We start from the raw sequence: 24,210 nt of genomic DNA, 5'->3' as shown, positions 1-24,210 counted from the left end.
GCGAGAAGAGAAGGCCATTGGTCGACCTGTCACAATATCTGCCGATCCTGTTGTTCCTCGGGATCGCCCTGGTGCTCTCCAGCGCCTTCGTGTTCCTGCCGATGCTCGTGTCGCGCCTCACCGGCACGAACAAGCCGACGCCGGAGAAGCTCACCGAATATGAGTGCGGCTTCCCCGCCTTCGAGGATTCGCGCAGCCAGTTCGACGTGCGCTTCTACCTCGTCGCGATCCTGTTCATCGTCTTCGATCTGGAAGCGGCCTTCCTGTATCCGTGGGCGGTGAGCGTGTTCAAACTGGGCTGGGTTGCCTGGTTCTCGATGATGATCTTTGTCGCCGAGCTGCTGCTCGGTCTAATCTATGCCTGGAAGAAGGGAGCCCTGGAATGGGAGTAGAGCTTTCGGCGCCGCCCCCGGCCGGTACGCTCCCGGACGTCGGCTTCCTGAACGACATCAATGCCGAGATCGCCGACAAGGGCTTTCTCGTCACCTCCACCGAGGAGCTGTTCCAGTGGGCCCGGACCGGCTCGCTGTGGTGGATGACCTTCGGTCTGGCGTGCTGCGCGGTGGAGATGATCCACGTCAACATGCCGCGTTACGACATGGAGCGCTTCGGTGCCGCCCCGCGCGCCTCTCCGCGCCAGTCGGACGTGATGATCGTCGCGGGCACGCTGTGCAACAAGATGGCCCCGGCGCTGCGCCGGGTCTATGACCAGATGTCGGAACCGAAATACGTGATTTCGATGGGCAGCTGCGCCAATGGCGGCGGCTATTACCACTATAGCTACAGCGTGGTGCGCGGCTGCGACCGCGTGGTGCCCGTGGACATCTACGTCCCCGGCTGCCCGCCGACCGCCGAGGCGCTGCTCTATGGCATCATGCAGCTGCAGCGGAAGATCCGCCGCATCGGGAGCCTGGACCGGTGAAGGCGCCTGCTCCCCGCTATGCCGCCAATGACGGCGTGATCGACGCGGCGAAGGCCGCGCTCGGCGATCTGCTGATCGAGGCGAAGGATGCCGTCGGCGAGGTGTCGCTCACCGTCGTCCGTGAGAAGCTGTGCGAGGCGATGCTCGCGCTCCGCGACACGCCGGGCCTGGAATATCAGCAGCTCAGCGAGATCGCAGGCGTCGACTATCCGGAGCGGCCTGAGCGTTTCGACGTCGTCTACCAACTGCTGTCGTTCACCAGGAACCACCGGATCCGCGTCCGCGTCACCACCGACGAGGAAAAGCCGGTGCCGAGCGTAACGGGCATCTGGCCGGTCGCCGGCTGGCTAGAGCGCGAGACGTACGACATGTACGGCGTGCTGTTCTCGGGCAATGACGATCTCCGCCGCATCCTGACCGATTACGGTTTCCAGGGGCATCCGCTGCGCAAGGACTTCCCGATGACCGGGTATGTCGAAGTGCGCTATTCGGAAGAGGCAAAGCGCGTGGTCTATGAGCCGGTCAGCCTGGCCCAGGACTTCCGCAACTTCGACTTCATGAGCCCGTGGGAAGGCGCCAAGTACGTCCTCCCGGGTGACGAGAAGGCGCCCGCCGCGCCGGTGCCGACGCCGCCGGTCAAGGACACCAAGACCAGCGAGAACACGGCCCAGACCGGCGCCGGTCAGCCGCATCCGGGCAACCAGCCCGGCGAAAAGCCCAAGGATGCGGACGTTCCCGCACCCAAGGGCGAGGGGCAGAAGTGATGACCGATACCGCAGTCAAGATCCCCGAGCGCGACATCGACCCGGCGACGGGCGATACCTCGATCGCGAACTATACGATCAACTTCGGCCCGCAGCATCCCGCGGCGCACGGCGTGCTCCGTCTCGTCACCGAACTGGACGGCGAGATCATCGAGCGCATCGATCCGCATGTCGGCCTGCTCCATCGCGGCACCGAGAAGCTGATCGAGTACAAGACCTACACCCAGGCGCTGCCGTATTTCGATCGCTTCGACTATTGCTCGCCGCTGGCGATGGAGCACAGCTATGTGCTCGCGGTCGAGAAGCTGCTCGATCTCGAGGTGCCGCTGCGCGGCCAGTATCTGCGCGTGCTGTTCGCCGAGCTGACCCGCATCTGCAACCACATGCTGAACCTGGGTTCGCACGTGATGGACGTCGGCGCGATGACGCCGAACCTGTGGATGTTCGAGATCCGCGAGGACTGCCTGAACTTCTTCGAGCGGGCTTCGGGTGCGCGCATGCACTCGAACTATTACCGCGTCGGTGGCGTTCGCCAGGACGTGCCGGTCAAGCTCTTGAACGACATCGCGGAATGGCTCGACACGCGCCTGCCGCGGCTGTTCGGCGACGCGATCAGCCTCGTTGCCGAGAACCGCATCTTCAAGCAGCGCAACGTCGACATCGCGACGGTGAGCCGTGAGGACGCGATCAAGTGGGGCTTCTCCGGTCCGATGATCCGCGCCGCCGGCATCCCCTGGGATATCCGCCGTTCGCAGCCGTACGATGTATACGACCGCGTCGATTTCGAGATTCCCGTCGGCACCCGCGGCGATTGCTATGATCGCTTCATGGTCCGCGTCGAGGAAGTCTACCAGTCGGCCCGCATCATCAAGCAGTGTATCCAGGACATGCCGGAAGGCCCGGTCCTGACGCTCGACCGCAAGGTCGGTGCGCCGAAGCGCGGCGAGATGAAGCAGTCGATGGAAGCGCTGATCCATCACTTCAAGCTCTTCACCGAAGGCTATCACGTGCCGGCGGGCGAAGTATATGTCGCGACCGAAAGCCCCAAGGGCGAATTCGGCGTGTATCTGGTCTCGGACGGCACCAACAAGCCGTATCGCTGCAAGGTGCGCCCGACCGCGTTCAGCCACCTCCAGGCGATGGACTTCATGTCCAAGGGGCACATGCTCGCCGACATCACCGCCATCCTGGGCGCCATGGATATCGTGTTCGGGGAGTGCGACCGATGAGCGCGGATCGTATCGCCACCACGCATGAAATGATTGCGCGCTACAATGCGCAGGATGCCGATGGCTATGTCGAACTGATGACCGACGGCGCCTGCGAGGCGACCTATCGCGGCGCCGTGCTGCGTGAGGGCCGTGAAGGCGTGCGTTCGGGCCTCAAGGCGATGTTCGCCGAGTTTCCGCACAACCGCGCCGACATCCTGTCCTCCTATGCGCTCGGCGAAACCGTCGTGCTGCACGAGAAGGTGTCGCGCTCGCCCGAGGCCGAGCCCTTCGAGGTGATGTCCATTTATACGTTCTCCGACGACAAGGTCGATCGGGTGGAGTTTATCCGCTGATGGCTGACGCACCCCAACTCCCCGACGAAGCGGAAGTCCGCGCGCGCTGGGGCAATTTCGCCTGGACGCCGGCCAATGCCGAGAAGGCGCGCGAGATCATGGCGCGCTATCCGGCGGGTCGCCAGATGTCGTGCACCATCCCGTTTCTCGACCTGGCGCAGCGCCAGGTGGGTGCCGAGACGAACACGCAGGGCTGGCTTCCGGTTCCGGTGATCGAGTTCGTCGCCCGCGAACTGGACATGCCCTATATCCGCGTGTTCGAGGTCGCGACCTTCTACACCATGTTCAACCTGGTGCCGGTCGGCCGCTACCATGTGCAGGTCTGCGGCACGACGCCGTGCATGCTGCGCGGGTCGGACGACGTGATGGCCGCGTGCAAGTCGCGCGGGCTGAAGAAGGGCCACACCACCGCGGACGGGCTGTTCACGCTCACCGAGGTCGAGTGCATGGGCAATTGCTCGTCGGCGCCGATGGTGCAGATCAACGACGACAATTTCGAAGATCTCGATTATGATCGCACGCTGGCGATCCTGGACGCGCTGGCCAAGGGCGAGAGCCCCAAGACCGGCACGCAGGAGCCGGGCCGCCACACCGTCGAGCCGCTCGGCGGACCGACGACGCTCACCGCGATGGTGGGCGAGAACCATGACTATCGGGGCGAATGGTGATGCGGGGCAACAGCCTCATCGTCACCATCCTGGCCATCATCGGCGGCATCGTCGTGCTCGGCTGGGTGCTCAAGCTTGCATTTAACTTGATCGGGACGCTCGTCCTGATCGGTGTGGCCGTGGTCTTCTATCTGTTCGTACAGAAGCTGGTCGGGAAGGGACGCTAAGGTGCTTCAGGACAAGGACCGCATCTTCACCAATCTCTACGGCTACCAGTCGTGGCATCTCGATGCCGCGCGGGCGCGTGGGGCGTGGGACAACACGAAGGCGCTGCTCGATCTGGGGCCGGACACGATCATCGACCGCATCAAGGCCTCGGGCCTGCGCGGCCGTGGCGGCGCCGGCTTTCCGACGGGCATGAAGTGGAGCTTCATGCCGAAGAACCCGACACCCGAGCGTCCGAGCTTCCTCGTCATCAATGCCGACGAGTCCGAGCCCGGCTCGTGCAAGGACCGCGAGATCATCCGCCACGACCCGCATCTGCTGATCGAAGGCGCGCTGGTCGCGGGCTTCGCGATGCGCGCGCGTGCGGCCTACATCTATATCCGCGGCGAATATATCCGCGAGGCCGAGACGCTGTTCGCGGCGGTCGCCGAGGCCTATGCCGCCGGCCTGCTGGGCAAGAATGCCTGCGGTTCGGGCTATGACTTCGACGTCTTCGTCCATCGCGGCGCCGGCGCCTATATCTGCGGTGAAGAGACCGCGATGATCGAGAGCCTGGAAGGCAAGAAGGGCCAGCCGCGCCTCAAGCCGCCGTTCCCGGCGGGTGCGGGCCTCTATGGCTGCCCGACCACGGTCAACAACGTCGAGTCGATCGCGGTCGCGCCGACGATCCTGCGGCGCGGCCCCGAATGGTTTGCCAGCTTCGGCGCCGAGAACAACAAGGGCACCAAGCTCTTCCAGATCTCGGGCCACGTGAACAAGCCGTGCGTGGTCGAAGAGGCCATGTCGATCCCGTTCCGCGAGCTGATCGAGAAGCATTGCGGCGGCATCCGCGGCGGCTGGGACAATCTGCTCGCGGTGATCCCGGGCGGTTCGTCGGTGCCACTGGTGCCGGCAGCCCAGATCATGGACTGCCCGATGGACTTCGACGGTCTGCGCGCGCTCGGCTCGGGCCTCGGCACCGCCGCGGTGATCGTGATGGACAAGTCGACCGACATCGTCCGCGCGATCAGCCGGCTCTCCTATTTCTACAAGCATGAGAGCTGCGGCCAGTGCACCCCGTGTCGCGAAGGCACCGGCTGGATGTGGCGCGTGATGGAGCGGCTGCGCACCGGCGACGCCGACATCAGCGAGATCGACACGCTGCAGCAGGTGACCAAGCAGGTCGAAGGCCACACCATCTGCGCCTTGGGCGATGCGGCCGCCTGGCCGATCCAGGGCCTGATCCGCCATTTCCGCCCCGAGATCGAGCGCCGTATCAACGAGCGCAAGTCGGGCGGCATCGAAACCATGCAAGAGGCGGCAGAGTAATGCCCAAGCTCAAGGTTGACGGAATCGAAGTCGAGGTGCCGCAGGGCGCCACCGTGCTCCAGGCCTGTGAGGCTGCGGGCAAGGAGATTCCGCGTTTCTGCTATCATGAACGGCTGAGCATCGCCGGCAATTGCCGCATGTGCCTGGTCGAAGTGAAGCCCGGACCGCCCAAGCCCCAGGCTTCGTGCGCGCTGCCGGCCGCCGACAATCAGGAAATCCGCACCGACAGCCCGATGGTGAAGGCCGCGCGCGAAGGCGTGATGGAATTCCTGCTGATCAACCACCCGCTCGATTGCCCGATCTGCGATCAGGGCGGCGAGTGCGACCTGCAGGACCAGTCGGTCGCCTATGGCCGTGGCCAGTCGCGCTATGAGGAAAACAAGCGCGCGGTCACCGAAAAGTACATGGGCCCCATTATCAAGACGGTGATGACCCGCTGCATCCAGTGCACCCGCTGCGTCCGCTTCGGCGAGGAAGTCGCCGGCGTGGAGGATATCGGCGCGATCTATCGCGGCGAGAACATGCAGATCACGACCTATCTCGAAAAGGCTTTCAAGAGCGAGCTGTCGGGCAATGTCGCGGACCTCTGCCCGGTCGGCGCGCTGACCCACAAGCCGGTCGCGTTCGAATATCGCCCCTGGGAGCTCAAGCGGAACCTGTCGATCGACGTGATGGACGCGGTCGGCACCAACATCCGCCTCGACAGCCGCGGCCGTCAGGTGATGCGCGTCCTGCCGCGCATCAACGAGGACGTGAACGAGGAGTGGGCGCACGACAAGACCCGCTACCATGTCGACGCGCTGGTCCGCCGCCGTCTCGACCGCCCGTTCGTCCGCAAGGACGGCAAGCTGGTCCCGGCGACCTGGGAAGAAGCGTTCGACGCGATCACGGGCGTGGCCGCAACCGCGGGCTCGAGCGTCGCGGCGATCGCCGGCGACCTGCTCGATGCCGAGACGATGTATGCCGCCAAGGCACTGGTGAAGGCGTTCGGTTCGGATCTGCTCGAAGGCCGCCAGACCGGTATGGCCTATGACACGTCGAGCCTGTCGGCAGTGGCGTTCAACACCACCATCGCGGCGCTCGAAGAGGCCGATGCAATCCTGCTGGTCGGCACCAACCTGCGCTGGGAAGCGCCGCTGGTGAACACCCGCGTGCGCAAGGCAATCAAGCGCGGCGCCAAGGTGTTCGCGATCGGCCCGCAGGTGGACCTCACCTACAAGGTCGAGTGGCTGGGCGACGATCTGGGGCTGCTCAACAGCCTGCCGGAGAACCTCGCCCAGGCGATCGACAATGCCAAGAAGCCGGCGCTGATCCTCGGCCCCGGCGCGCTCAAGAACGGCCATGGCGCCGCGCTTGCGATCGCGGGTGCCTTCCAGCGCGCCGCGACCGAGACCGAAGCGGCCTGGAACGGCTTCAACGTCGTCCACACTGCCGCAGCGCGGATGGCCGGCCTGATGCTGGGCTATGCGCAGAAGGGCGGCATTGCCGACATCGTCGCGGCCGCGCCGAAGCTGGCCTTCTTCCTTGGCGCCGACGAAGTGGACTTCGCCAAGTTCGCCGGCAGCTTCAAGGTCTATATCGGCCACCACGGAGACCAGGGCGCGCATCATGCTGATGTGATCCTGCCGGGCGCCACCTATGCCGAGAAGCCGGGCACCTATGTGAACCTGGAGGGCCGCGTGCAGCGCGCCGATCGTGCGGTGTTCGCACCGGGCGAGGCGCGCGAGGACTGGACGATCCTGCGCGCGCTCTCCGAAAAGCTCGGCCGCACGCTGCCGTTCGACAGCTTTGAAGAACTGCGCGCCGCGATGGCGAGCGAGGTTCCGGCGCTCGGTCAGGAAGGTCTGGCCGAGTTCGCGTGGAACCCGCCGTCGCTCGCTTCGCAGGCCTCGGGTCCGGTGACCTATCCGATCGCCGATTTCTATCTCACCAACGCCATCTGCCGTGCGTCGCCGACGATGCAGCGCTGCTCGGCCGAACTGCTCCATGGCGAAGACTTCGCAGAGGCCGCAGAATGACCTCCTGGTTCACCTATCTTGGCCTGCCGTTCGAGCTGGCCTGGACCGTCGCCACGATCATCGACATCTTGGTGATCGCGCTGCCGGTGATGCTCGCCGTCGCCATGATCATCTACGCCGATCGCAAGATCTGGGCGGCGATGGCGCTGCGTCGCGGTCCAAACGTCGTCGGCCCGCTTGGCCTGCTCCAGTCCTTCGCCGACGGCCTCAAGGTGTTCCTCCAGGAAACCATCATTCCGTCGGGCGCGAACAAGGGGCTGTTCCTGCTCGCGCCGATCATCACCTTCACGGTCGCGCTGATCGTGTGGGCGGTGGTGCCGTTCCAGGCGGGCGTCGCACTGTCGAACATCAATGTCGGCCTGCTCTATGTGCTCGCGGCCTCGTCGCTGGGCGTGTACGGCATCATCCTCGCCGGCTGGTCGTCGAACTCCAAATATCCGTTCTACTCGGCGATCCGCGCGGCGGCGCAGATGGTGAGCTACGAAGTCTCGATCGGCTTCGTGCTGATCTCGGTCGTGCTCTGGGCTGGCTCGTTCAATCTCGGCGCGATCGTCGAGATGCAGAAGGGCTATTACGGCTTCGTCAACGGCAACTTCGTCAACCCGCTGCTCTTCCCGATGGCGATCGTGTTCTTCATCTCGTCGCTCGCCGAGACGCAGCGCGCGCCGTTCGACCTGACCGAAGCGGAGTCGGAACTGGTTGCGGGCTACCAGACCGAATATTCGTCGATGGCCTTCGCGCTCTACTGGCTCGGCGAGTACGCCAACGTCATCCTGATGTGCGCGCTCAACGCGACGCTGTTCTGGGGCGGCTATCTCCCGCCGTTCGACTGGGCGCCACTCTACGCGGTTCCGGGCATTCTGTGGCTCTTCGCCAAGATGCTGTTCTTCTTCTTCTGCTTCAGCTGGGTGAAGGCCACCGTCCCGCGCTATCGCTATGACCAGCTGATGCGCCTGGGCTGGAAGATCTTCCTGCCGCTGTCGCTTCTCTTCGTCTTCCTCGTTTCCGGGTATCTCATGCTGACCCGGGTTGGAGTGCCCGCATGAGCGTCGGTAGTTTTATTCGCACCTGGACTCTGTGGGAGTTCGTGAAGGCGCACGCCCTGACCTTGAAGTATTTCTTCAAGCCCAAGGCGACGATCAACTATCCGTACGAGAAGAACCCGCTCTCGCCCCGCTTCCGCGGCGAGCATGCGCTGCGCCGCTATCCCAATGGCGAAGAGCGTTGCATCGCGTGCAAGCTGTGCGAGGCGGTGTGCCCGGCGCTGGCGATCACGATCGAGGCCGAGCCGCGCGACGACGGCAGCCGCCGCACGACGCGCTACGACATCGACATGACCAAGTGCATTTACTGCGGCCTGTGCCAGGAAGCGTGCCCGGTCGATGCGATCGTCGAAGGGCCGAATTTCGAATTTTCCACCGAGACGCGGGAAGAGCTGATTTATCAGAAGGATAAGCTGCTCGCGAACGGCGACCGCTGGGAACGCGCCATCGCGGCGAACCTTGCCGCCGACGCGCCGTACCGTTAAGCGCCGCACCATTCAAAGGGGCCATCCGATTCCGTGATCCAGCTTCTCGCCTTTTACCTGTTCGCGACCATCGTGTGCGTCTCCGGCGCAGCCACGATCCTGTCGCGCAACCCGGTCCATTCCGTCCTCTGGCTCATCCTGGCGTTCTTCAACGCTGCGGGCCTGATGGTGCTCGTGGGCGCCGAATTCATCGCCATGCTGCTGGTGATCGTCTATGTCGGCGCGGTCGCGGTGCTCTTCCTGTTCGTCGTGATGATGCTCGACATCGACTTCACCGAGCTCCGCGCGGGCGTGATGAAGTATGCCGCCATCGGCCTCTTGCTGGCGCTGGCGCTGGTCGCCGAGATCATCGTCGCGGTCGGCGCCTGGAGCGCCGGCACGCTGGCGCTGGGTCGTCGCGTCGCCCCGGTTGCGGACGGCGTGCCGAACATCGAGGCGATCGGCGCGCTGCTCTACACGCGCTACCTGTTCGTGTTCGAGGGCGCCGGCTTGGTGCTGCTCGTCGCGATGATCGGCGCGATCGTGCTGACCTACCGCAAGCGCAGCGACGTGCGGCCGCAGAACATTGCGCGCCAGAACGCCCGCCGCGCCAAGGATGCCACCCGCAACATGAACCCGGCGGTCGGGCAGGGGATGGAGCTGTGATCTCGCTAACCCATTATCTGGTCGTCTCGGCGATCCTGTTCACCATGGGGGTGCTCGGCATCTTCATGAACCGGAAGAACCTGATCGTCATCCTGATGGCGATCGAGCTCATCCTGCTCAGCGTGAACCTCAATTTCGTCGCCTTCTCGTCGTTCCTGCACGACCTGGTGGGCCAGGTGTTCGCGATGTTCGTGCTGACCGTCGCTGCCGGTGAGGCCGCGATCGGCCTTGCCATCCTGGTCATCTATTTCCGCGGTCGCGGCACGATTTCGGTCGACGACGTCAATCGGATGAAGGGCTGATGTCGCCTATCCTGATCATCGTATTCCTGCCGCTGATCGCGGCAGCCTTCGCCGGGCTCGTGAACAAGTCGTTCGGGGCCGCGCTCCCGAAGCTCGTTACCACGGGCTCGCTGTTCGTCGCCTGCGCGCTGTCGTGGATCTACGGCTTCCTGCCGTATCTCGCCGGCAACGCCGCCCCGACGGTCACCCCGGTGCTGCACTGGATGACCTCGGGCACGATGAGCTTCGCCTGGGAACTGCGCGTCGACGCGCTGACCGCGGTGATGCTGGTGGTGGTCACCAGCGTCTCGGCGCTCGTCCACCTCTATAGCTGGGGCTATATGAGCGAGGAGCCGGACCAGCCGCGCTTCTTCGCGTACCTATCGCTGTTCACCTTCGCGATGCTGATGCTCGTGACCGCGAACAACCTGGTGCAGATGTTCTTCGGCTGGGAAGGCGTGGGTCTCGCGTCCTACCTCCTCATCGGCTTCTGGTTCCGCAAGCCCAGCGCCAATGCCGCCGCGATCAAGGCCTTCGTGGTCAACCGCGTCGGCGATCTCGGCTTCATGCTCGGCATCTTCGGCGTGTTCCTGGTGTTCGGCACCGTCGACATCCCGACGATCCTGGCGGCGGCGCCGAACCATGCGGGTTCGACGATCGGCTTCCTCGGCCACCGCTTCGATACGATCACCGTGCTCTGCCTGCTGCTGTTCGTCGGCGCGATTGGCAAGTCGGCCCAGCTCGGCCTGCACACCTGGTTGCCGGACGCGATGGAAGGCCCGACCCCGGTGTCGGCGCTGATCCACGCCGCCACCATGGTGACCGCGGGCGTGTTCATGGTCTGCCGCATGTCGCCGCTGTTCGAACAGAGCGCGGTCGCGATGCACGTCGTGATGGTGATCGGCGCGGCCACCTGCTTCTTCGCCGCCACCGTCGGCACGACGCAGACCGACATCAAGCGCGTGATCGCCTATTCGACCTGTTCGCAGCTCGGCTACATGTTCTTCGCCGCAGGCGTCGGCGCGTATGGCGCGGCGATGTTCCACCTGTTCACGCACGCCTTCTTCAAGGCGCTGCTGTTCCTCGGCGCCGGCTCGGTGATCCATGCGATGCACCATGAGCAGGACATGCGCTATTATGGCGGCCTCTGGAAGAAGATCCCGCTGACCTACACGGCGATGATGGCGGGTACGCTCGCGATCACCGGCGTCGGCATCCCCGCCCTGTTCGGCAATCCGGTGGCGTTCGGCTTTGCTGGCTTCCACTCGAAGGACGCGATCATCGAGGCGGCCTTCGCGTCGGGTAACACCGGCGTGTTCTGGGTCGGCGTGGTCGTCGCGCTGCTGACGAGCTTCTACTCGTGGCGCGTGGTGTTCCTCACCTTCCACGGCAAGCCGCGCTGGGCCGCTTCCGAGCATATCCAGCACGCGGTGCACGATGCGCATGGCCATGGTCACGACGATCATGGTCATGACGATCATGCGCTCGCGCACGCCGCGCAGGGTCACGACAATCACCATGCGCACGATCACGGCGACGGCACGGCAGGGTACCACCCGCACGAGAGCCCGCTGGTCATGCTGATTCCTCTGATCCTGCTGTCGATCGGCGCAGTGCTCGCCGGCTTCGTCTTCCACGGCGCGTTCATCGAACCGACCGCGGGCGAGACGTATTGGCACGGCGCGCTGGCCTTCAACGAGCACCTGATGCACGCGATGCACGAGGTGCCGGTGTGGGTGAAGCTCTCGGCCACGGTGGCGATGCTGCTGGGCCTGGGCACCGCGGTGTTCGCGTATATCGTTTCGCCGGGCTTCCCGGCGGCCTTCGCCGAGCAGGTGCGTCCGCTGTATCTGTTCCTGCTCAACAAGTGGTATTTCGACGAGCTCTACAACCTGCTCTTCGTGCGTCCCGCATTCGCCATCGGGCGGCTGTTCTGGAAGCGTGGCGACGAGCAGACGATCGACCGGTTCGGCCCCAATGGCGCAGCGCGCTTGGTGCAGATCGGCAGCGTAGGCGCCGTCAAGCTGCAATCGGGGTATCTCTACACCTATGCCTTCGTCATGCTGATCGGGCTCACGGCCGCGCTCACCTGGGTCATTGCGGGGTGATGGAAAAATGACCGGCTTTCCGATCCTTTCCGTCCTGCTCGCGATCCCCGCGGTTGCCGCGGTGCTCTGCCTCTTCGTGGGCGCCCAGGGCGCTCGCTGGACGGCGCTCCTCGCGACGCTCGTCAACCTGGGCCTCGGCGTTTTCCTCTGGACGCAGTTCCAGCATGGCGACGGTGCCCCACAGTGGCAGTTCGTCGAGCAGCATGTGCTGTTCAGCCTTGGTGGCGTCGACTTCAAGTGGGCGCTCGGCATCGACGGCTTCGCCTTCCTGCTGATCGAGCTCTCGCTGTTCCTGATGCCGATCTGCATCGGCGCCAGCTGGCTCTCGGTCACCAAGCGCGTGCCGGAGTACATGGCGGCGTTCCTTGCGACCGAAGTGCTGATGATCGGCACCTTCGCCGCGCAGGACCTGTTCCTGTTCTACATCTTCTTCGAAGGTGGCCTGATCCCGATGTACCTGATCATCGGCATCTGGGGCGGCGTGAACCGCATCTACGCGTCGTACAAGTTCTTCCTCTACACGCTGCTAGGCTCGCTGCTGATGCTCGTCGCCATGATCTTCATGGTGCTGAACACCGGCACCACCTCGATCCCGGTGCTGATGGCGCACGACTTCCCGGCCAACTGGCAGACTTGGCTATGGCTGGCCTTCTTCGCCTCGTTCGCGGTGAAGATGCCGATGTGGCCGGTCCACACCTGGCTGCCCGACGCGCACGTGCAGGCGCCGACCGCTGGCTCGGTGATCCTGGCGGGCGTGCTGCTGAAGCTCGGCGGCTATGGCTTCCTGCGCTTCTCGCTGCCCATGTTCCCGGTCGCGTCGGTGCAGTTCATGTGGGTCGTCTTCGGCCTGTCCTGCGTGGCGGTGGTCTACACCTCGCTCGTCGCGCTCGTGCAGAGCGACATGAAGAAGCTGATCGCCTATTCGTCGGTCGCGCACATGGCGATCGTCACCATGGGTCTGTTCGCCTTCAACGCGAACGGCATCGACGGTGCGATGATGGTGATGCTGGGCCACGGCGTGGTCTCGGGCGCGCTGTTCCTGTGCGTTGGCATCATCTATGATCGCCTCCACACCCGCGAGATCGACCGCTACGGCGGCCTGGCGATCAACATGCCGCGCTACGCCGTGCTGTTCCTGTTGTTCACCATGGCCTCGATCGGCCTGCCGGGCACCAGCAACTTCGTCGGCGAATTCTTCAGCCTCGCCGGCGTGTACCAGGTCTCGACCTGGACCGCGCTGATCGGCACCACGGGTATCATCCTCGGCGCCGCCTATATGCTCTACCTGTTCCGTCGGGTGGTGTGGGGCGACCTGACCAAGGACGATGTGAAGGCGATGCCGGACCTCGACGGTCGCGAAGTGGCGATGCTGGTAGCACTGGCTGCCGTGGTGCTGTGGATGGGTGTGTACCCGACCAGCTTCACCGCGCCGATGCACGCCGATGTCGCACGGCTGACGCAGCGCCTCGACAGCGCCGCGCACACCCTGTCGATCAGCGACTCCAAGCCCACGCCGGGTTCGCCGCAGGCGGCACCCGCCCATGAAGCCTCCGCGCACGAGGGGGCGCACTGATGTCCTATTCCATGCAACTCCTCATGACGCTGCCCGAGCTGGTGCTCGCGGTCGGCTCCATCGTCCTGATGCTGGTGGCTGCCTGGGGTGGCCAGGCATCCACCAAGCTGGTGAGCTGGGCCTCGGTGGCGCTGCTCGCTGGCGCCGGCATCGCGCTCACCGGTCCGTCCTCCACGGGCGGCGTCGCGTTCGGTGGCCTCTATCATGCCGATGCATTCTCGGCCTTCGCCAAGGTTGCGATCTATGTCGCCGCCGCGGTGTCGATCCTCGTTGCGCCGGGCTTCTTCCAGCGCACCTCGGGCGACGATCTGCGCCCGGAATATCCGGTGCTGATCCTGCTTGCGACCATCGGCATGGGCATGATGGTCTCGGCGGGCGACCTGCTGAGCCTCTATGTCGGTCTCGAGCTACAGAGCCTTTCGGCGTACATTCTCGCCAGCTTCATGCGGCGCGATACGCGCTCGGCCGAAGCCGGTCTGAAGTATTTCGTGCTGGGCGCGCTGGCCTCTGGCATCCTGCTCTACGGCATCAGCCTTGTGTACGGCTTCGCCGGCACCACGCTGTTCGAGGGCATTGCGGGCGCCTATCACGCCGGCCTCGCCTCGCCGCAGCATACCGGCCTGCTGTTCGGTCTGGTGTTCGTGTTCGCGGGCATGGCGTTCAAGATCTCGGCCGTGCCGTTCCACATGTGGACGCCGGACGTGTACGAAGGCGCGCCGACCCCGGTCACCGCCTATTTCGCCTCTGCCCCCAAGGTGGCCGCAGTGGCGATGGCGGTGCGCGTCGCGATCGACGCGATGGGCCCGGCGATCTTCGAATGGCGCCAGATCGTGATCTTCGCCTCGCTCGCCTCGATCATCTTCGGTGCGGTGGCGGCGATCGGCCAGACCAACATCAAGCGCCTGCTTGCATACTCGTCGATCAACAATGTCGGCTTCGCGCTGATCGGCCTTGCGGCCGGCGGCGAGGAAGGCGTTGCCAGCGTGCTCGTCTACATGGCGATCTACGTCATCATGACGATCGGCAGCTTCCTGGTGGTGCTGCAGATGCGTGGGCAGGATGGCGAGCAGGTCGAGACGATCGCCAGCCTCTCGGGCATGTCGCGCACCCGTCCGGGCCTGGCGGCGGCGCTGGCGATCTTCATGTTCAGCCTTGCCGGCATTCCGCCGCTGCTCGGCTTCTTCGCCAAGCTTGGCGTGTTCATGGCAGCGGTCCATTCGGGCCTCTGGATCTTCGCGGCGGTGGGTGCTGCGGCCTCGACGATCGGTGCCTTCTATTACCTCAAGATCGTCAAGACGATGTACTTCGACGAGCCGGCGCCGGCTTTTGCGGGCAAGACCGACCTCGTCGAAGGCGGCCTGATCGCGATCAGCGCCGTCGTGATTTCGCCGATCGGCTGGCTGGCGTTCGGTGCGCTGGGCACCTGGTCGCTGGTCGCGGCGAAGGCGCTGTTCTGACAGCTGTGATCCGGACCGTCGCCGAGACGGGATCGACCAATGCCGACATCCTTTCCCTGGCGCTTACGGGCGCCGGGGAAGGGCTTTGGCTCCGGGCCGAACGCCAGACCGCCGGCAAGGGCCGGCAAGGGCGCGCCTGGGTCTCGCCTGCGGGCAATCTCTACATCTCTACGCTGGTCCGGGTGCGGCCGACCGATCCTTCGCCGGCGACGCTGGCGCTGCTGTCGGCCGTCGCGCTCGAAGAAGCGGTGCGGGCGTTCGGTGTGTCGCCGATGCTCAAATGGCCCAACGACCTGCTGGTCGAGGGCGCCAAGCTCTCCGGCATCCTGCTCGAGCGGGCCGGGGATGCGATCGCGGTCGGCATCGGCGTCAACCTGGCAGCAGCACCCGAGGGGCTGGACCGCGCGGCGACCAGCCTGGCGGCGCAGGGCGTGACCGTCGCGCCCGATATTTTCGCCGAGGTGCTCGCCGAGAGTTTCGGCCGCTGGCTGGAGCGCTGGCGGGGCGAGGGCATGTATCCGGTGCGCGAGCGCTGGCTGGCCAAGGCACATCCCGAGGGCACCGCGCTGACCGCGCGGCTCGCCGACGGGACGAGCTTCGACGGCCTGTTCGGCGGGCTGGATTCGAGCGGCGCGCTGATCCTGCGCTTGGCCGACGGGACGAGCCGTGCCATTCACGCGGGCGACGTGTTCCTGCTGTAACGAGGAAGAGGGAAGGGCGATGCTGCTCGCGATCGACGCCGGCAATACCAATGTCGTGTTCGCCCTGGTGGACGGCGGCGAGATCCGCGCCCGCTGGCGGATCGCCACCGATCCGCGCCGCACCGCCGACGAATATGCCGTGTGGCTCAGCCAGTTGCTGGCATTGGAGGGCTATGACCGCGCCGCGGTGACGGGGGTGATCGTCGGCACGGTCGTGCCCCGTGCGCTCCACAACCTGCAGGTGCTCGCCAGCAAATATTTCAGCACCGAGGCGGTGATCGCCGGCAAGGGCAGCGCCGAATGGGGCTTCGCGCTCGACGTGGACGAGCCGCAGAATCTCGGCGCCGATCGTGCGCTCAACGTGCTCGCCGGCCATGCGCGCCACGAAGGCGACCTGATCATCATCGACTTCGGCACCGCCACCACCTTCGACGTGGTCGACTATCGCGGTGCCTACAAGGGCGGGATCATTGCGCCGGGCATCAACCTGTCGCTCGACGCGCTGGTGACCGCAGCCGCAAAGCTGCCCCGCATCGCCATCTCCGCGCCGGAGACCGCCACCGTGATCGGCCGCAACACCGTCGATCAGATGCACATCGGCATCTACTGGGGCTATGTGGCGATGATCGAGGGGCTGGTCGCACGGCTCAAGACCGAGGTGGGTAGGCCGCTCAAGGTTATTGCGACCGGTGGGCTGGCGATTCTCTTCGAAAGGCATACATCTGTCTTTGATACGATCGAGCCCGACCTCACCATTCAGGGCTTGGCGATGCTGTGGGAACGCAGCCAGCAAGGAAATTAAGTGACCCCAAGAAACGAACTGCTCTTCCTCGCCCTTGGCGGCTCGGGCGAGATTGGCATGAACGTCAATCTCTATGGCTGTGACGGCAAATGGCTGATGGTCGATTGCGGCATCACCTTTGGCGATGCCAGCTATCCGGGCATCGACGTGATCCTGCCCGATCTCCAGTTCATCGAGGACCGGGTGGACGACCTGCTCGGCATCGTGCTGACGCACGGACATGAAGACCATATTGGTGCGCTGCCCTATCTCGCCGCCGATCTGGGCGTGCCGCTGTATGCGACGCCGTTCACCGCGGGCCTGATCCACGGCAAGCTGGCCGAGGAAGGCATCGAGGATCGCATCGAGCTCAACGTGGTCAAGGAGGAGGGGCCGTTCGACATCGGCCCGTTCAAGATCACCTACACCCCGCTCGCCCACTCGATCCCCGAGGGCAATGCGGTGCTGATCGAGACGCCGTACGGCAAGGTGTTCCACACCGGCGACTGGAAGCTGGACGAGGCGCCGTCGCTGGGCGGCTCGGCCACCGCCGAGGAACTGACCGCGATCGGCGACACCGGCGTGCTCGCGCTGGTGTGCGATTCGACCAACGTGTTCAATCCCGAAGCCTCGGGCTCCGAAGCCGAGGTCCGCAAGGGCCTGGACGAAGTGATCGCCGGGGCGAAGGGGCGGGTGCTCGTCACCACCTTCGCGTCCAACGCGGCGCGACTGCAGACGCTGGGCGAGGTCGCCCGCGACACCGGCCGCGAGCTGTGCGTCGCCGGCCGGTCGCTCGACCGGATCATCCGCGTCGCCAAGGCGACCGGCTATCTGCGCGACTTCCCCGAAACGGTCGATTTCGAGAAGGCGATGACGCTGCCCGCGTCGCGCGTGCTGATCGTCGCGACCGGCGGCCAGGGCGAGCCGCGCGCGGCGCTCAACCGCATCGCCGAGGGTAGCCATGTGCTGAAGCTGCACCAGGGTGACCTGGTGGTGTTCTCCTCGCGCCAGATCCCGGGCAACGAAATCGCGATTGGCAAGATCATGAACACGCTCGCCGACAAGGGCGTCGACATCATCACCGACCGCCAGGCCTTCGTCCATGTTTCGGGCCATCCGGGTCGGCCGGAACTGGCCGCGATGTACAAGTGGATCCGTCCGGAGATCATCGTGCCGGTGCATGGCGAGATCCGCCACATGCACGAACAGGCCCGCTTCGCGCTCGAACAGGGCGTGCCCAAGGCGGTGAAGCAGCAGAATGGCGAGATCATCCGCCTCGCGCCCAACGGCCCGGCCAAAATCGGCCATGCGACGGTCGGCCGCCTCGTGCTCGACGGCGACGTGATCCTGCCCGCCGATGGTGCGACGATGGGCGAGCGCCGCCGGATCGCGCTCTACGGCCAGATGTCGGTCGCGGTGGCGATTGACCGCAAGGGCAAGCTGCTCGGCCAGCCACAGATCCGTATCCAGGGCGTGCCGGTGGAAGAGGACCGCGAGGACCTGATCGATGCCGCCGCCGATGCCGCCGCCGAGGCGGTGACGAAGGACTGGCGCGATCGCGAGAAGCTGCGCGAGTCGCTGCGCCTCGCGGTGCGGCGGGTCGCGGTGCGCTTCACCGGCAAGAAGCCGGTGGTGGACGTGCTGCTGATCGAGGCGTAGTCTCGTACCCATGAGGTGGCAGTCGGCGCTCGCGATCTATACGCTCTTCTGGGCGTTGTCGGTGTTCTTCGTGCTGCCCTTCGGGGTGCGGACCAGCGAGGAGGCGGGCGTGCCGCTTGTGCCGGGCCAGGCGCCGAGTGCGCCGCACAGCTTCAATCCCAGGAAGGTCATGGTGCGCACCACGATCGTCTCGGCGGTGCTCTTCACCGCCTTCTATCTCAATTACGTCTATGGCTGGGTGACCGCCGACATGCTCGACTGGACGCGCTAACCTACAGCAAGATCAGCGGTTTTTCGATCATTTCGGCCGCATGCCCGCCTATAAGAGCGGGATGGAAGAACTGCTTCGTCACCATGCCCAGATGTTTTCCGCGCTCGATGCGCTGGCGCAGCTCACCAGCGCGCCGGTCTGCGACGAAAAGGCCGTCATGGCGGTGCGCTACCGGCTGACCCGGGCGAGCAGCGCGCGCCGGCGGCAGGTCACGGCGCTGTGCGAACAACTACTGGTGGGCGAGTGCAGCGATCCGGCGGTGCTGGCGCTGCGCGATGCGACCAACCTGTCGCGGGCGGCGTCGAGCAGCCATATCGGCACCTGGACGCTGCAACAGGTCGCAGCCGACTGGCCGGGCTATGTTCGCGCTTCGGCGCGGATGCAAGCGACGCTGCGGCGCGAGCTTGCGCGCGAAGTCGCCACGCTTTCTCCGCACCTTTGCGGGACGATGTGAACGTTCACCATTCTGTCACGTTCGCTTGCCATGCGCTGGGCTGGCACGAGCGCAAGGGAATGGGGCAGATGGACATCACGAGACGCGAGCTCCTCTGGGGTGCGGCAGGCGCAACCTTGCTGGCCGCCCCGGCGCTGGTGCGGGCGCAGCAGATCTTCCGCGCCTATCCCTTCACGCTGGGCGTGGCGGCGGGCGATGCATCCGCCGACGGGTTCGTGCTGTGGACGCGGCTCGCCCCCGAGCCGCTGGAGCCGCATGGCGGCATGCCGATGGCGCCGATCGCGGTGCAGTGGGAAGTGGGCGCGGACTCTGCGTTCAAGACCGTCGCCGCCAGGGGCGAGGCGATCGCCCGCCCAGAACTCGGCCATTCGGTGCATGTCGAGGTCGAGGGGCTCCAGCCGGACCGGCCCTATTGGTATCGTTTCAGCTGCGGCCGCGAGCGCTCGATGCGCGGCCGGGTCAAGACGCTGCCCGTCGTCGGCGCCCCGGCCGCCAAGGCGCGGTTCGTCGTCGCCGGCTGCCAGCATTACGAGCAGGGCCTCTACACCGCCTATGCCCATGCCGCGCGCGAGGACGCGGACTTCCTGTTCCATTATGGCGACTATATCTATGAGGGCCGCAGCAGCCCGGTGGCGTTCGACTATGGCGGCGAACCGCGCAAGTTTCTCCGCGCGCATGTCGGCGAGGAGCCGTTCAGCCTCGACGATTATCGCCGCCGCTACGCCCAGTACAAGACCGACACCGATCTCCAGGCTGCGCACGCCGCCACCGGGTGGTATGCGACGTTCGACGATCACGAGGTGCAGAACAACTGGGTCAGCGACCGTGACCAGAACGGCACCCCAACCGAGGCCTTCCTGCTGCGCCGCGCCGCCGCGTTCCAGGCCTGGTACGAGCATATGCCGGTGCGCAGCGGCGCGATCCCCAGGGGCGGCGCGATCCAGGCCTATCGGCGGGCGCGCTTCGGCGACCTGCTCGACCTGCATCTGCTCGATACCCGCCAGTTCCGCAGCGATCAGCCCTGCGACGACGGCTTCAAGCCGCGCTGCGCGGGCTGGGATGCGGCTGATGCTCAGGTGCTGGGCAGCCCGCAAGAGGCATGGCTGGGCCGCAACCTAGCCGAGGGCAAGGCGCGCTGGAACGCGATCGCCCAGCAGGTGATGGTGATGCCGCTCGACCGCCGGACGGCGGACGAGCCCGCGCCGATCCGCAACATGGACAGCTGGGGCGGCTATGATCGCCCGCGCGAGCGGCTGCTCCACAGCTTTGCCGGGCACGGCAATGTCGTGGTGCTGACCGGAGACGAGCACCAGAATTATGCCGGCGAGCTGCGCACCCGTGCCGGCGAGGGCGATACGGTGGCGGTGGAGTTCGTCTCCACCTCGATCAGTTCGGGCGGCGACGGGGCCGATGTTCGCAAGGGCAGCGACAAGATCCTCGGCCGCAATCCCTATCTCAAATATGTGAACGACCGCCGCGGCTATTTGCTTTGCGAGGTCACGCGCGACCAGTGGCAGGCGCAGTTCCGTACCGTCGATACGGTCAGCGAGCCGGGCGCCCCGGTGAAGACCGCGCGGACCGCGATCGTGCCGCACGGACGCCCGCAGCTCGATTTCGCCTGAAGGGCGGGCCTGGTTGAACGGCGGGCAAGAAGGCTGCCCGCCGCGGCAAAGGTGAGGCCGGCGAGCAGGAACGGCAGCGGGCCGAAGCTGCCGGGGGGGCGTCGCCAGCCAGGCAATCGCCGTGCCGATCAGCGCGGGCAGGGCGTTGGTGCGGTTGAGAATGCCGAGATCGCGACCGCGATCCGCTCGCTCGGCAAGTCGAGAAAACCCGCGACCGCCGCCGGTCGACGGGGGATGACCGCGCTCCTGCCGCAAGGCACGCGCGGCATTCTCGCTCCGCTGACCCCGGCGGCGGCCGGGGAGCTGCGACCCTGTCTGTTGCGGCCACGGCGCCGCTGAGCGAAGAAGAACGGGAGGGAGGCCGCATGTCTCGTCGGCATCAGTCGGTGACCATTCGCCATGTCGCGGCCGATGCCGGCGTTTCGCTGCAGACGGTCAGCCGGGTGATCAACCAGGAGCCGGGTGTGCGGCCCGAGATGCTGCACCGGGTGCAGGCGTCGATCGCCAAGCTCGGCTATGTCCCCTCGCGGGCGGCGCAGCGGATGAGCGGCTCGCGCTCCTATCTGATCCTCGCGCTCAAGGATCGCGAGCGGACGATCGCCGATTGGCGCGCGCGCGAGGGCCGCGACTGGGTCGACCAGATGCTCCTCGGCGGCATGCTCGCCTGCGCGGCACACGGCTATCGCATGATCGTCGAGCTGATCGACACCCAGAGCGAGCAGATCGAGCGCGAACTGGGCGCCGCAATCGCCGCGCTGCAGCCGGATGGCGCGATCCTCACCCCGCCACATTCGCAAGATCCGGTCATTCTGCGGCTGCTGGCCGAGAAGGGGATCGAGATCGCCCGGATTGGATCGGTGGCGGACGGCCCGGGGCACAGGCTGGTGCAGGACGATCGCGGCGGCGCGCGGCAGGCGACCGAGCATCTGCTCGCGCTCGGCCATCGCCGTATCGGCTTCATCGCCGGGCCCGCTGACTATGAACTGAGCGCCTGGCGCGTCGAGGGCTGGCAGGCGGCGATGGCGGCGGTAGGCCTGTCTGCCGAAGGGCTGCTCGAGACCGGCGACTTTTCCTATGATGGCGGGCTGGTCGCGGCCCGCAGGCTGCTCGACCGCGCCGAGGTCACTGCGGTGATCGCCGCCAACGACCAGACCGCACTGGCGACGATGGCGGCGGCGCGCGGGCGCGGGCTGAGCGTGCCGGAGGACGTCTCGCTGATCAGCTTCGACGACACGCCGATCGTCCGCTTCGGCAGCCCCGCACTCACCGCGGTGTCGCAGCCGATCGCCGATATTACCGCCAAGGCGGTGGAGCGGATCATCGAGGCCTGTGCCGGGCGCGGCCCCGCCATATCGGCACCGCTCACGCTGCCGGCGACGCTGATCGTTCGCGACTCCACCCGGCGACCGCCGGCGCGATAAGCGTCAGGCGCGCAGTCGCTCGATCGCCTGGGCCAGCGCGACATAGAGCTTGCCCGCGTCGGACGAGAGCAGCGTCACTGCCAGCGGATTGCCCTCGCGCAGGCCCAGCACCTGGCGGAGCATCGTCTCGAAATCATGGACATAGCGGTGCACATTCTCGCGGAACGTGTCGTCATGGTCGTAGAGCCGGTGGATCTCGCGCGCCTCGTGGGGCGCCAGCAGCCGTACCGCGCGACGCGTGAACACGCCGCGATCGCCCTTCAGATAGGCGCCCCAGGCGCCGTCGGTCACTTCAGTCGAGAAGGTCTTGGCAATGTCGATCGAGGTCGAATGGAGCGCGTCGATCAGCAGCGCCATGCGGTGGGCGAAGCCGTCGCTGTCGGCGCGTTCCTGTGCCTCCTGCGCTTCGGCGATCCAGGCATCGGCGGCCTGGGTCGCGCCTTCGATCGCGGTCAGCTGCGCGCGGAGATGCTCGGCGGCACGGGCAGCCGCACCGATCGCGGCATCGGTGGCGCGGGTCAGCGTCTCCACCTGCTGGCGGACCGAGACCTCGACGGCGCGTTCGACTGCGGCGTCCGTTGCGTCCTGCAACACCCGGTGGACCGCCGGCACGATGCCGTCGACCGCCTCGCGGGCATGATCGGCGGCCTTGTTGGCGCTGTCGCGGACGCGGATCAGCGTTTCGATCAGTTCCGGTGCGGCGTCGCTGGTGAAGCTCCTGGCGTGCAGGATTGCGGCATCCACCGCCTGGCTGAGCGTCTCCGCCTGTTCGGTGGCGGTGACCAGCGTCTGCGCGAGCGCGGCGCGCCCCCGATCGAGCGCTGCCTGCTGGCGGACGACGGTCGCGGCAATGCCTTCCACCGCATCATGGGTCGACTCCGCCGCAGTGACGAGGCCGAGAAGCTCGGGCCTGGACGCCGCGATCCGCTTGCGCGTCGCGTCGATGTGGCCGTCGAGCCGCTGGAGCGCGGCGGGCATGGTCTCGTCGATCTCGCGTGCGGCGGCATCGAGGGCGGTGAGCAGCTCTTCCGAGGTGGTGATCACCCCGCGCGCGGTCGCTTCGCCGGTGCGCATCGATTCGGTCATGCCGTCCATTGACTGGTGGAGGCTGTGGATCGCGGTCGCCAGCGCCTCGGTGCGGCGGGTGCCGGCGGCGTGGAGCACCTCCAGCTCGCGATCGAATTCGCTGGCGCCTTCGGAGAGCCGGGCGAACAGTGCGTCGCCGCGCCGCTGCTCCTCGCTCAACCGGGCGGAGATGCGGATGATCGCATCCTCGATCAGCGCCATGCGCTGCGCCATCAGCGTGCTGCTGTCCTCCCCGGCGCGCTCCAGCGCGGCCTGGTTGGCACCGAGCATCGCCAGCATCGCCTCGCCCTGCGCGGCGATGCTCTGACGCGACTGGTCGACGGCGGCGGCGGCGCGATCGAGCACGCCGTCCACCTGGGCAGACATCTGGTCGGTCACCTGCTCGAGGCGGCTGCTCGCGGCCTCGCTGGTCGCTTCCATTCGGGCGACATGTGCCGCGAGCCGTTCGGCCGCGCCGCTGGCGATGCGATCGGCCTCGCGACCGCGCTCGGCCAGCACGCTGAGCTGGATGTCGAGTGCAGCGGCGGTCTGCCCGGCCTGGAGCCCGGCGGCATCCACCCGATCGGCAAGGCCGCGCATTTCCTCGTGCGCGCGCGGGAGCGAGGCGAGGACCACCGCCACGCTGCGCTCGGCCGCGCTGGTCGCTTCGCTGAGCTGGCGCGTGCCGGTGCCGACCGTCTCGGCCTGGCGCGCGGCGCTGGCGGCGGCATGGGCGAGCCGTTCGGCCGCGGCGTCGCTCAGCACCGACAGGGTGGTTTCCTGCTCGGCGAGCGCTGCGCGCTGGGCGACCAGACGATCGGTGAGGGCGGCGGTACGGGCCTCCAGCTGCGCGGCGGCCTCGTGCATCGCCCAGGCGGTCTGGCCGAAGCGGCGCGCCTCGGCGTGGCTGGTGCGCATCACGACGAGATAGAGCAGGGCAACGACGCCGCCCGGCACGCAGAGCGCCGCCAGCAGCTGGATGCGCGCAAAGGCACTCAGCGGCTCGTACCAGGCCGGCACCGCGAGCGAGGCCATGCCATAGGTCGCGCCGACTCCGACGACGATCGCCACCAGCGGCGCGAGCCACTCGATCGGCGAACGCGGCGCGGGTCCTTCCTCGAATGCCTCCGGCGCGGGCGGATGGATGACGAGGCTCTCCGCCATCACCGGCGGTTCAGCGGGCAGCGGTTCAGGCATCGCAGCGGATTCGGCGGTAGATCCCCCAGTCATCCGGC

Annotated in this window: 24 protein-coding genes; 23 read left to right on the top strand and 1 reads right to left on the bottom strand. The window is 66.5% G+C overall.

All coding sequences use genetic code 11. The features are described from left to right. Positions 1-17: 17 nt before the first annotated feature. The 23 genes from QZ814_RS01625 (at position 18) to QZ814_RS01515 (ending at position 21,910) form a co-directional block, all read left to right on the top strand. Positions 18-392 carry an NADH-quinone oxidoreductase subunit A gene (locus tag QZ814_RS01625; protein ID WP_294329313.1) on the top strand — a complete coding sequence of 125 codons (375 nt, stop codon included), beginning with the start codon at positions 18-20 and terminating at the stop codon, positions 390-392. Further along, positions 383-922: an NADH-quinone oxidoreductase subunit B gene (locus QZ814_RS01620; RefSeq protein ID WP_010545151.1), complete on the top strand. Its 540-nt coding sequence runs from the start codon at positions 383-385 to the stop codon at positions 920-922. The genes QZ814_RS01625 and QZ814_RS01620 overlap by 10 nt, the downstream gene beginning before the upstream one ends. Beyond that, a complete protein-coding gene (locus QZ814_RS01615) occupies positions 919-1,686 on the top strand; it encodes an NADH-quinone oxidoreductase subunit C (protein WP_294329310.1) in 768 nt (255 codons plus the stop codon). The genes QZ814_RS01620 and QZ814_RS01615 overlap by 4 nt, the downstream gene beginning before the upstream one ends. Continuing rightward, positions 1,686-2,915 carry an NADH-quinone oxidoreductase subunit D gene (locus QZ814_RS01610; RefSeq protein ID WP_294329309.1) on the top strand — a complete coding sequence of 410 codons (1,230 nt, stop codon included), beginning with the start codon at positions 1,686-1,688 and terminating at the stop codon, positions 2,913-2,915. The genes QZ814_RS01615 and QZ814_RS01610 overlap by 1 nt, the downstream gene beginning before the upstream one ends. Then, positions 2,912-3,250: a nuclear transport factor 2 family protein gene (locus tag QZ814_RS01605; RefSeq protein WP_294329308.1), complete on the top strand. Its 339-nt coding sequence runs from the start codon at positions 2,912-2,914 to the stop codon at positions 3,248-3,250. Before QZ814_RS01610 ends, QZ814_RS01605 begins: the two co-directional genes overlap by 4 nt. Continuing rightward, positions 3,250-3,918: an NAD(P)H-dependent oxidoreductase subunit E gene (locus QZ814_RS01600; protein ID WP_294329307.1), complete on the top strand. Its 669-nt coding sequence runs from the start codon at positions 3,250-3,252 to the stop codon at positions 3,916-3,918. Before QZ814_RS01605 ends, QZ814_RS01600 begins: the two co-directional genes overlap by 1 nt. Next, positions 3,918-4,085: a hypothetical protein gene (locus QZ814_RS01595; RefSeq protein ID WP_294329306.1), complete on the top strand. Its 168-nt coding sequence runs from the start codon at positions 3,918-3,920 to the stop codon at positions 4,083-4,085. The genes QZ814_RS01600 and QZ814_RS01595 overlap by 1 nt, the downstream gene beginning before the upstream one ends. Position 4,086: 1 nt before the next feature. Then, positions 4,087-5,391 (top strand): NADH-quinone oxidoreductase subunit NuoF, encoded by a 1,305-nt coding sequence (gene nuoF / locus QZ814_RS01590; RefSeq protein WP_294329305.1) that lies wholly within the window; start codon positions 4,087-4,089, stop codon positions 5,389-5,391. Further along, on the top strand, positions 5,391-7,409 hold the full coding sequence (nuoG, locus tag QZ814_RS01585; protein WP_294329304.1) for an NADH-quinone oxidoreductase subunit NuoG: 2,019 nt from the start codon (positions 5,391-5,393) through the stop codon (positions 7,407-7,409). The genes nuoF and nuoG overlap by 1 nt, the downstream gene beginning before the upstream one ends. Next, positions 7,406-8,455 (top strand): NADH-quinone oxidoreductase subunit NuoH, encoded by a 1,050-nt coding sequence (nuoH, locus tag QZ814_RS01580; protein ID WP_294329302.1) that lies wholly within the window; start codon positions 7,406-7,408, stop codon positions 8,453-8,455. Before nuoG ends, nuoH begins: the two co-directional genes overlap by 4 nt. Beyond that, positions 8,452-8,937: an NADH-quinone oxidoreductase subunit NuoI gene (nuoI, locus tag QZ814_RS01575; RefSeq protein ID WP_066718225.1), complete on the top strand. Its 486-nt coding sequence runs from the start codon at positions 8,452-8,454 to the stop codon at positions 8,935-8,937. Before nuoH ends, nuoI begins: the two co-directional genes overlap by 4 nt. A 33-nt stretch (positions 8,938-8,970) precedes the next feature. Beyond that, the gene (locus QZ814_RS01570) at positions 8,971-9,582 is read left to right on the top strand and encodes an NADH-quinone oxidoreductase subunit J (protein WP_294329298.1); all 612 of its coding nucleotides are present in this window, start codon (positions 8,971-8,973) and stop codon (positions 9,580-9,582) included. Further along, positions 9,579-9,884 (top strand): NADH-quinone oxidoreductase subunit NuoK, encoded by a 306-nt coding sequence (gene nuoK / locus QZ814_RS01565; protein WP_010545141.1) that lies wholly within the window; start codon positions 9,579-9,581, stop codon positions 9,882-9,884. The genes QZ814_RS01570 and nuoK overlap by 4 nt, the downstream gene beginning before the upstream one ends. Beyond that, positions 9,884-11,971 (top strand): NADH-quinone oxidoreductase subunit L, encoded by a 2,088-nt coding sequence (gene nuoL / locus QZ814_RS01560; RefSeq protein WP_294329296.1) that lies wholly within the window; start codon positions 9,884-9,886, stop codon positions 11,969-11,971. Before nuoK ends, nuoL begins: the two co-directional genes overlap by 1 nt. Positions 11,972-11,978: 7 nt before the next feature. Further along, positions 11,979-13,544 carry an NADH-quinone oxidoreductase subunit M gene (locus QZ814_RS01555; RefSeq protein ID WP_010545139.1) on the top strand — a complete coding sequence of 522 codons (1,566 nt, stop codon included), beginning with the start codon at positions 11,979-11,981 and terminating at the stop codon, positions 13,542-13,544. Continuing rightward, on the top strand, positions 13,544-15,001 hold the full coding sequence (gene nuoN / locus QZ814_RS01550; protein ID WP_010545138.1) for an NADH-quinone oxidoreductase subunit NuoN: 1,458 nt from the start codon (positions 13,544-13,546) through the stop codon (positions 14,999-15,001). Before QZ814_RS01555 ends, nuoN begins: the two co-directional genes overlap by 1 nt. A 5-nt stretch (positions 15,002-15,006) precedes the next feature. Then, positions 15,007-15,702, top strand: a complete 696-nt coding sequence (locus QZ814_RS01545; RefSeq protein ID WP_294329294.1) for a biotin--[acetyl-CoA-carboxylase] ligase — start codon at positions 15,007-15,009, stop codon at positions 15,700-15,702. A gap of 19 nt (positions 15,703-15,721) precedes the next feature. Beyond that, positions 15,722-16,504 (top strand): type III pantothenate kinase, encoded by a 783-nt coding sequence (locus QZ814_RS01540; protein WP_294329293.1) that lies wholly within the window; start codon positions 15,722-15,724, stop codon positions 16,502-16,504. Further along, a complete protein-coding gene (locus QZ814_RS01535; protein ID WP_294329292.1) occupies positions 16,505-18,142 on the top strand; it encodes a ribonuclease J in 1,638 nt (545 codons plus the stop codon). A gap of 10 nt (positions 18,143-18,152) precedes the next feature. Beyond that, on the top strand, positions 18,153-18,413 hold the full coding sequence (locus QZ814_RS01530) for a DUF1467 family protein (protein WP_294329291.1): 261 nt from the start codon (positions 18,153-18,155) through the stop codon (positions 18,411-18,413). A gap of 40 nt (positions 18,414-18,453) precedes the next feature. Next, entirely contained in the window at positions 18,454-18,867 is a 414-nt protein-coding gene (locus tag QZ814_RS01525; RefSeq protein ID WP_294329290.1) for a hypothetical protein, read from the top strand. Between the two features lie 68 nt (positions 18,868-18,935). Then, a complete protein-coding gene (locus QZ814_RS01520; RefSeq protein ID WP_294329289.1) occupies positions 18,936-20,489 on the top strand; it encodes an alkaline phosphatase D family protein in 1,554 nt (517 codons plus the stop codon). 365 nt (positions 20,490-20,854) lie between these two features. Further along, on the top strand, positions 20,855-21,910 hold the full coding sequence (locus QZ814_RS01515) for a LacI family DNA-binding transcriptional regulator (protein WP_294329288.1): 1,056 nt from the start codon (positions 20,855-20,857) through the stop codon (positions 21,908-21,910). A 3-nt stretch (positions 21,911-21,913) separates the two neighbouring features. Here the strand turns inward: QZ814_RS01515 and QZ814_RS01510 are convergent, their stop codons facing one another. Beyond that, complete coding sequence (locus QZ814_RS01510; protein WP_294329287.1) at positions 21,914-24,172, bottom strand: hypothetical protein; 2,259 nt, start codon at positions 24,170-24,172, stop codon at positions 21,914-21,916. Between the last annotated feature and the right edge of the window lie 38 nt (positions 24,173-24,210).

Source organism: uncultured Sphingomonas sp. (assembly GCF_913777625.1).
In the GTDB taxonomy this organism is placed as follows: Bacteria; Pseudomonadota; Alphaproteobacteria; order Sphingomonadales; family Sphingomonadaceae; genus Sphingomonas.
The sequence above is the reverse complement of the archived record's forward strand: the minus strand, read 5'-3'. Positions and strand labels throughout refer to the sequence as shown.

Excerpts from the sequence above, each read along its gene's own strand:
- QZ814_RS01620 (WP_010545151.1), top strand. The coding sequence starts at position 383 with ATGGGAGTAGAGCTTTCGGCGCCGCCCCCGGCCGGTACGCTCCCGGAC.
- QZ814_RS01610 (WP_294329309.1), top strand. The coding sequence starts at position 1,686 with ATGACCGATACCGCAGTCAAGATCCCCGAGCGCGACATCGACCCGGCG.
- QZ814_RS01605 (WP_294329308.1), top strand. The coding sequence starts at position 2,912 with ATGAGCGCGGATCGTATCGCCACCACGCATGAAATGATTGCGCGCTAC.
- QZ814_RS01600 (WP_294329307.1), top strand. The coding sequence starts at position 3,250 with ATGGCTGACGCACCCCAACTCCCCGACGAAGCGGAAGTCCGCGCGCGC.
- QZ814_RS01595 (WP_294329306.1), top strand. The coding sequence starts at position 3,918 with ATGCGGGGCAACAGCCTCATCGTCACCATCCTGGCCATCATCGGCGGC.
- nuoG (WP_294329304.1), top strand. The coding sequence starts at position 5,391 with ATGCCCAAGCTCAAGGTTGACGGAATCGAAGTCGAGGTGCCGCAGGGC.
- nuoH (WP_294329302.1), top strand. The coding sequence starts at position 7,406 with ATGACCTCCTGGTTCACCTATCTTGGCCTGCCGTTCGAGCTGGCCTGG.
- nuoI (WP_066718225.1), top strand. The coding sequence starts at position 8,452 with ATGAGCGTCGGTAGTTTTATTCGCACCTGGACTCTGTGGGAGTTCGTG.
- nuoL (WP_294329296.1), top strand. The coding sequence starts at position 9,884 with ATGTCGCCTATCCTGATCATCGTATTCCTGCCGCTGATCGCGGCAGCC.
- QZ814_RS01555 (WP_010545139.1), top strand. The coding sequence starts at position 11,979 with ATGACCGGCTTTCCGATCCTTTCCGTCCTGCTCGCGATCCCCGCGGTT.
- nuoN (WP_010545138.1), top strand. The coding sequence starts at position 13,544 with ATGTCCTATTCCATGCAACTCCTCATGACGCTGCCCGAGCTGGTGCTC.
- QZ814_RS01540 (WP_294329293.1), top strand. The coding sequence starts at position 15,722 with ATGCTGCTCGCGATCGACGCCGGCAATACCAATGTCGTGTTCGCCCTG.
- QZ814_RS01530 (WP_294329291.1), top strand. The coding sequence starts at position 18,153 with ATGAGGTGGCAGTCGGCGCTCGCGATCTATACGCTCTTCTGGGCGTTG.
- QZ814_RS01525 (WP_294329290.1), top strand. The coding sequence starts at position 18,454 with ATGCCCGCCTATAAGAGCGGGATGGAAGAACTGCTTCGTCACCATGCC.
- QZ814_RS01520 (WP_294329289.1), top strand. The coding sequence starts at position 18,936 with ATGGACATCACGAGACGCGAGCTCCTCTGGGGTGCGGCAGGCGCAACC.
- QZ814_RS01515 (WP_294329288.1), top strand. The coding sequence starts at position 20,855 with ATGTCTCGTCGGCATCAGTCGGTGACCATTCGCCATGTCGCGGCCGAT.
- QZ814_RS01510 (WP_294329287.1), bottom strand. The coding sequence starts at position 24,172 with ATGCCTGAACCGCTGCCCGCTGAACCGCCGGTGATGGCGGAGAGCCTC.